Below are 4,364 nucleotides of genomic sequence, written 5' to 3' on the forward strand. Positions count from 1 at the left end.
ATGTCGGCCGCATCCACACTGCCCCCCGTGGCCACCGTCCCCGCCACGTTCGCGACTACTCCCACCCCAAAATGGCTCCCCGCACCGCTGAGCGCCTTACCCACAATGCTGCTCGATTGCCCCACCACATGAGCCAACCCATGATGCACACCTGGACCCACCACCCCACCCACCAAGGCACTGGCAGCAATGTCAACCGTCTGGTCAAAATCAAGACCGTTACGAACCCCCTCCAATATCTGAAAGTCCTGGATCAACAGATCCTGCACTGCACCCTGGGCCACCCCTTCGGCCACCGATTCGGCGATACCGGGCAGCAAATGCGCCGCCTGCACCAACACCGCCTTGAACAACGCTTTGCGACCCGCCGCGGTCGCCACCTGAGACAGCAACGCCGCGATCCGATCCCACAACTGCTCGACCAACTCCCGCACCGCGGCCACCGTGATCGCCTCGATCGCCGGAATCCACGCCAGCGACGCACCAAACGTAAAATCCGCCTCCCACAACGCCGTCGCGATCTCATACGCCGCGATCGCCAACGAACTCAAAATCTGCAGTTTGGTGTACTGAATCTGCGTCCCGGTCTGCTCCGCCAAATTCCCCACCGACGTCATCGACCCCGCCACCGACGGCACCGACGAATCACCTGACAACAACCACGCAAACACTCCCGCCGCCGCATCCGCCGTCTGACCCGTCAACGACGACGACACCTGCGACTGCGCCTGCTGCAACCCCGGCGCCGCATCCGACAATTGCTCGGCCGCACTGTTCCAATCGCCCGCAAGGGCAAACATCGCCGTCTCATCGCCCTTAGGCCACTGCTGCCCCGTCAAATACGCAACCCACTGCAACTCCGGCGGAATCTCAATACCCATCCCACACCCTCACGCCAAGGCGATCCTCAAGTCAGCGCAACCGAATTCACGTGTTGAGCGGTTGGCCGTCAGGCGTCGGATTAGGTTGGCCGTGCGATCCTTTCTGCGCGCCGCTGGTGGCCGCTTGGACGGCGGCGGAGATACCTTCCCCCGCGGGCTGAACGAGAGCCTCCGCGACCTGAGCCGCCACACCGGAACTCGAGCCAGGCGTTGCGTCGGCAGCAGTGGTCCACGCGCTCCCGATATCGGTGCCCGCCTGCTCCAGGGCAGCAGGTGACGTCCCGCTCGAATTGCCACTACCACCCGAAGTAGCGAACGATAGTTGGTTCCCTGCACCATTGGTGTCGCCCGAGCTAGGCGCCGATGACGGATTGGGCGCGCCGCTACCCGGCCCACTTGACGTCGAAGGACCCGCGACGTCCGAACCGGAAGTCGCGCCCGACGTCGTGGGAGGGGCAGGCACCGCGGGAGAGGCAGGCACCAAGGCCGAGGCCCGACTCGACTCCGACGTCCTAGGAGTAGTAGACACTGGCGTCGATTGGGAGCCACCACCAGTCGAAGAAGCACTGGTCTTACCGGAGTCAATGGTGGTAAGCACGTTACCAATCCCGTTTCCAGACGTCTGGACCTGTTGGTCCTGTTGGTCGAAATTCTTGGCACTGGCCGTCAACGACTGCGCAAGCTGATCAAGTTGCTGGGTAATTCCGGTGATCGAACTGTTCACTTGGTCGACTTGCGCGAGGTATCCGTTCGAGCCGTTGGCGAACTGGTCGCCGGTAGAGTCGTCGCCCCACGGCGTGCCTAGGGCGGCCAGTTGAGAGTTCAGCGAAGTGAACATCTCCTTGATCTGGGAGCTAATGTCAGACACGTTGCGGGCAGCCTTTTGCAGCTCCTGCGTTTCCACGCTGAGTGGTTCCGTCATTTGTGCTACCTCCTCACCACGGGGAATTGTGAGAAATCGTCGAAGCCATCATCTCCGTCGCTAGCATGTCGGCTCTCGCCCGGCGCGGTACTCCTTAGACCCGTTATCGCGTCGTGAAATGCCGGCGCGTCCTCGACCATGCGGGAAAGCGACAATATTTCGCTGCGTCGGTCAGCCAATGGAGCTTGAAGGGCTCGCGCCTGTTGTTCGACATCTTGAGCGGCCAGCCGCGCAGCCTTCGTCACATGATCGCCCAGACCGGCGAAATCGAACTCTTGCAAATAGCTTTCGTCGATGACGGTTTTGACGACACAATGTCGAGCATCAACCGTTACCTCGACAGTTCCGTTCGCCGCGCTCGCTTTTGCGGTCAGGCTTGACCGTCTTTGGCGCATCGCCGGCAGGTCCTGCAACTGCTCCCGGACTAACGACAGTAAGTGGGCGAGATCGTGGCTCGCCGCATCGTTGTTCATGTAATGGCTTCTCCCAGAGGTAGATTGGCTATGCCCCGCTAGTCACAACGAAGTTCCCGCAGGATTGCGATGTCGTTGGCGATCAGCTGGTCGATTTGCTGACACAGCGCAGCTTTGGTCATGGGCCGGGCGTGTGAGTGGTCGGGGACATACATGTACTCGCCGTCGTCGATCACACGGACCCACACAATGGCCGTCTTACCCGAATCTGGACCCCATTTTCGTGTTGGGCGCCAATGGCTTTGCACCGTCGCGTAAGCCGTCACACGGCTGGCGGGAATCACCACCTCGGTCGAGTTCCGCCTCGAACGGACGACTAAGTCAGCGTTGTCGAACTCCACACGGCCCTGCGGAAGATACTCGGGTATAAGGATACTGGGATGTTGGCCAGGCTGACACAATGACAGGTCGTCGCAAATGGCGGTGCTCAAATCATACGGTGACAAGGTGTAGATATCGACTAAGTCTTCATCGGGACGCTGGGCGGCGAAGAAACCCAATTGGCCTGCACGGTAGGCTATTAGACGTACACACGGCGTGTCGTCCGGTATGTACTGAACGTGGCACTCGACGCGGATGTCCGCAGAGTCGTACGCGACCACGGATTCCATGAAGTCGTTGAGGTCGCCATGGAAAAATCGATCGACCACCGTACTTGCGTACTTGGACGCTTCATCCTGGGTGCGGAACCTGGAGCCTTGGGTCAGCGCGAAGGGGTAGGGCAAAGAATCGTCACCGTAGTACCGGGTGATCATTCGCAAGTCCAGCAGGTCCAAAGTTCCGACCTGACTTATCAATACGCTACTCACCCGATCACCTGGACAGCCACCGAACGCTTCGACGTCACCGACCGACCTCCGGCCGAGGCTCGGATGTCGCACGCCTAGAGGTACCGACCGCGCGCGGCGAGGAGGTTGACGGTTGGGGAACCTGCGGCGTCGGTACGGCTTGTGGAACATCCACTTCCTCTGAGCCGTCGTCACCGATTACAGGCAGCACGTGGTCGACTTCGCCGATCACCATCTCGCCGTTCTTTGCCCGCCGTAGAGCCTTATTTGCCTTGTGCTCCTTGGCATTTTGCCCGCGTTGCCCTCCGCCGCCACCACCACCTGGCGGCGCCCCCTGCGAAGATCCCCCAGGGCCTTGCAGTCCACCCAGGCGCCCCGCACCTGAACCGTCAGCAGCGCCGCCGCCCTTGGTGGCAGCAGCCACCGGGGCGCCAGGCGGAGACATCAGGTTATTGCCCGGGGACCCGATGCCAGCGCCGCCACCTCCGTGGCCGGCAGCGTGGCTCGACCGAGACGACGGGTCAAAAGCGTTGGGACTGGCAGGGAGAGCTCCATTCGGCCCCGCACCGCCCTGGTGGTTTTGAGCAGCGCCCAGCGCCTGTTGGAGGGGTTGCCCGAGCTCATCTCCGGCTTGGCTCAATGCGCTGCCCAATTGGGACCCGGACGACCCGCCTGCGCTGGCCGAGCCACCAGTACCTCCGGAGCCACCAGTACCGGCCGAGCCACCGATACCTGCGGAGCCTCCAGTACCGGAGGAACCAGCAGTCCCGCCCGAGGAGCCTGTCAGACCAGTCAGCGACCCCGGGTTGAACGAGCCAGCGTCGTCAGAGGCCCCAGAGCCAGCGCCATCGCCGGCCCCGGAGCTATCCGAACCTGCACCGGAATCGCCGAAGTTGCCGCTGAAGTTGGCGTTTGGTGCGCCAATGGACCCGGCACCATTAGAGCCAGCACTGTTAGAGCCAGCACCGGCCCCATTGGAGCTGCCGAACGGATCCCCGGAGCCATCGTTTGCGGATGACGCGGAGTCATTCGGGTCACCAGTGGGTCCGGTGAAGTCGCTGAAGGGATCCCCTGTTCCACCGGTGGTCGACCCGTCGTCCGACGATGGCGGCGGAGTGCCTGCGGCAGACCCCCCCGTGCCGAGGGCGTTGAATTCAGCCGGCGGAGGCGGCGGCGTGAAGCCCGCCCCGGCGGTGCCCGATCCGCTGGCCGCCACTGGCGGCGGGTTGCGTCCAGCAGAGTGGTGTACGAGTCGGACCTGATCAGCGGTACCGGCGTGTCGTAGCCGAGTGATTGGAGG

4 protein-coding genes are annotated in these 4,364 nt (G+C 62.6%); all 4 read right to left on the reverse strand.

Going from position 1 to position 4,364, the window contains the following annotated elements; all coding sequences use genetic code 11:
* Nucleotides 1–881 (reverse strand): WXG100-like domain-containing protein (locus tag AWC25_RS04540; protein WP_483406794.1); only part of this gene is annotated, 881 nt, incomplete at its 3' end.
* Between the two features lie 46 nt (nucleotides 882–927).
* A complete protein-coding gene (locus AWC25_RS04545) occupies nucleotides 928–1,803 on the reverse strand; it encodes a WXG100 family type VII secretion target (RefSeq protein WP_084229554.1) in 876 nt (291 codons plus the stop codon).
* 5 nt (nucleotides 1,804–1,808) lie between these two features.
* On the reverse strand, nucleotides 1,809–2,276 hold the full coding sequence (locus AWC25_RS04550) for a YbaB/EbfC family nucleoid-associated protein (RefSeq protein ID WP_084229555.1): 468 nt from the start codon (nucleotides 2,274–2,276) through the stop codon (nucleotides 1,809–1,811).
* Between the two features lie 38 nt (nucleotides 2,277–2,314).
* A complete protein-coding gene (locus AWC25_RS04555) occupies nucleotides 2,315–3,052 on the reverse strand; it encodes an ESX secretion-associated protein EspG (protein ID WP_069402642.1) in 738 nt (245 codons plus the stop codon).
* Between the last annotated feature and the right edge of the window lie 1,312 nt (nucleotides 3,053–4,364).

Origin of the sequence: Mycobacterium sherrisii (assembly GCF_002102355.1) — a bacterium.
Taxonomy (GTDB): domain Bacteria; phylum Actinomycetota; class Actinomycetes; order Mycobacteriales; family Mycobacteriaceae; genus Mycobacterium; species Mycobacterium sherrisii.

Excerpts from the sequence above, each read along its gene's own strand:
- AWC25_RS04545 (WP_084229554.1), bottom strand. The coding sequence starts at position 1,803 with ATGACGGAACCACTCAGCGTGGAAACGCAGGAGCTGCAAAAGGCTGCC.
- AWC25_RS04550 (WP_084229555.1), bottom strand. The coding sequence starts at position 2,276 with ATGAACAACGATGCGGCGAGCCACGATCTCGCCCACTTACTGTCGTTA.